Origin of the sequence: Sutcliffiella cohnii, from assembly GCF_002250055.1 — a bacterium.
Lineage (GTDB): Bacteria > Bacillota > Bacilli > Bacillales > Bacillaceae_I > Sutcliffiella > Sutcliffiella cohnii.
Genome location: NZ_CP018866.1, coordinates 1 through 2,500 on the forward strand (window position 1 = coordinate 1; position 2,500 = coordinate 2,500).

Annotated in this window: 2 rRNA genes (1 of these 2 cut by a window edge); both read left to right on the forward strand. The window is 50.3% G+C overall.

What is annotated here, in order from left to right:
• The first annotated feature begins 120 nt into the window (after positions 1 to 120).
• Positions 121 to 1,667 (forward strand): 16S ribosomal RNA (locus BC6307_RS00005).
• A gap of 181 nt (positions 1,668 to 1,848) precedes the next feature.
• Positions 1,849 to 2,500: ribosomal RNA gene (locus BC6307_RS00010) — 23S ribosomal RNA — on the forward strand; it runs 2,283 nt beyond the window's last position.
• Together the 16S and 23S rRNA genes form the textbook arrangement of a ribosomal RNA operon.

A 2,500-nucleotide genomic window follows, 5' to 3' on the forward strand; every position in this document is an offset into this window, starting at 1 on the left:
GAGCGACGCGTTAAAATGTTCTTTGAAAACTAAACAAAACAATAGCGTGCAAGTCGGTTTTTAAAATCGACAAAACAATAAATTGACGATAAGTCAGCAACATTTTGAGCAATCAAATACTCTACGGAGAGTTTGATCCTGGCTCAGGACGAACGCTGGCGGCGTGCCTAATACATGCAAGTCGAGCGAACTTCTTTAGAGCTTGCTTTAAAGAAGTTAGCGGCGGACGGGTGAGTAACACGTGGGCAACCTGCCTGTAAGACTGGGATAACTTCGGGAAACCGGAGCTAATACCGGATAATATATAGTACCTCCTGGTACTATATTGAAAGTGGTTTCGGCTAACACTTACAGATGGGCCCGCGGCGCATTAGCTAGTTGGTGAGGTAACGGCTCACCAAGGCAACGATGCGTAGCCGACCTGAGAGGGTGATCGGCCACACTGGGACTGAGACACGGCCCAGACTCCTACGGGAGGCAGCAGTAGGGAATCTTCCACAATGGACGAAAGTCTGATGGAGCAACGCCGCGTGAGCGATGAAGACCTTCGGGTCGTAAAGCTCTGTGTTAGGGAAAGAACAAGTGCGAGAGTAACTGCTCGCACCTTGACGGTACCTAACCAGAAAGCCACGGCTAACTACGTGCCAGCAGCCGCGGTAATACGTAGGTGGCAAGCGTTGTCCGGAATTATTGGGCGTAAAGCGCGCGCAGGCGGTTTCTTAAGTCTGATGTGAAAGCCCACGGCTCAACCGTGGAGGGTCATTGGAAACTGGGAGACTTGAGTGCAGAAGAGGAGAGTGGAATTCCACGTGTAGCGGTGAAATGCGTAGAGATGTGGAGGAACACCAGTGGCGAAGGCGACTCTCTGGTCTGTAACTGACGCTGAGGCGCGAAAGCGTGGGGAGCAAACAGGATTAGATACCCTGGTAGTCCACGCCGTAAACGATGAGTGCTAAGTGTTAGAGGGTTTCCGCCCTTTAGTGCTGCAGCTAACGCATTAAGCACTCCGCCTGGGGAGTACGGTCGCAAGACTGAAACTCAAAGGAATTGACGGGGGCCCGCACAAGCGGTGGAGCATGTGGTTTAATTCGAAGCAACGCGAAGAACCTTACCAGGTCTTGACATCCTCTGCCACCTCTAGAGATAGAGCGTTCCCCTTCGGGGACAGAGTGACAGGTGGTGCATGGTTGTCGTCAGCTCGTGTCGTGAGATGTTGGGTTAAGTCCCGCAACGAGCGCAACCCTTGTTCTTAGTTGCCAGCATTTAGTTGGCACTCTAAGGAGACTGCCGGTGACAAACCGGAGGAAGGTGGGGATGACGTCAAATCATCATGCCCTTATGACCTGGGCTACACACGTGCTACAATGGACGGTACAAAGGGCAGCAAAACCGCGAGGTCGAGCCAATCCCATAAAACCGTTCTCAGTTCGGATTGTAGGCTGCAACTCGCCTACATGAAGCCGGAATCGCTAGTAATCGCGGATCAGCATGCCGCGGTGAATACGTTCCCGGCCTTGTACACACCGCCCGTCACACCACGAGAGTTTGTAACACCCGAAGTCGGTGGGGTAACCTTTTGGAGCCAGCCGCCTAAGGTGGGACAGATGATTGGGGTGAAGTCGTAACAAGGTAGCCGTATCGGAAGGTGCGGCTGGATCACCTCCTTTCTAAGGAAAATCACGCTCATTGTTTGTTTAGTTTTGAGAGAGCATTCTCTCTATTAAATATGTTCTTTGAAACTAGATAATATAAGTAATCAAGATACATTCACAAGTATCGTTCATCTTAGTAATTTTCTAATGATAACAATTCGCTGTTATCGAAAAACCGCTAATTTAATTAGCACATGGTTAAGTTATTAAGGGCGCACGGTGGATGCCTTGGCACTAGGAGCCGATGAAGGACGGGACTAACACCGATATGCTTTGGGGAGCTGTAAGTAAGCTTTGATCCAGAGATTTCCGAATGGGGAAACCCACTGCTCGTAATGGAGTAGTATCCTTACCTGAATACATAGGGTATGGAAGGCAGACCCGGGGAACTGAAACATCTAAGTACCCGGAGGAAGAGAAAGCAAACGCGATTTCCTGAGTAGCGGCGAGCGAAACGGAATTAGCCCAAACCAAGAGGCTTGCCTCTTGGGGTTGTAGGACACTCTATACGGAGTTACAAAAGAACGGGGTAAACGAAGCGACCTGGAAAGGTCTGTCATAGAAGGTAAAAACCCTGTAGTTGAAACCTCGTTCTCTCTTGAGTGGATCCTGAGTACGGCGGGACACGAGAAATCCCGTCGGAAGCTGGGAGGACCATCTCCCAAGGCTAAATACTCCCTAGTGACCGATAGTGAACCAGTACCGTGAGGGAAAGGTGAAAAGCACCCCGGAAGGGGAGTGAAAAGATCCTGAAACCGTGTGCCTACAAGTAGTTAGAGCCCGTTAATGGGTGATAGCGTGCCTTTTGTAGAATGAACCGGCGAGTTACGATTACGTGCAAGGTTAAG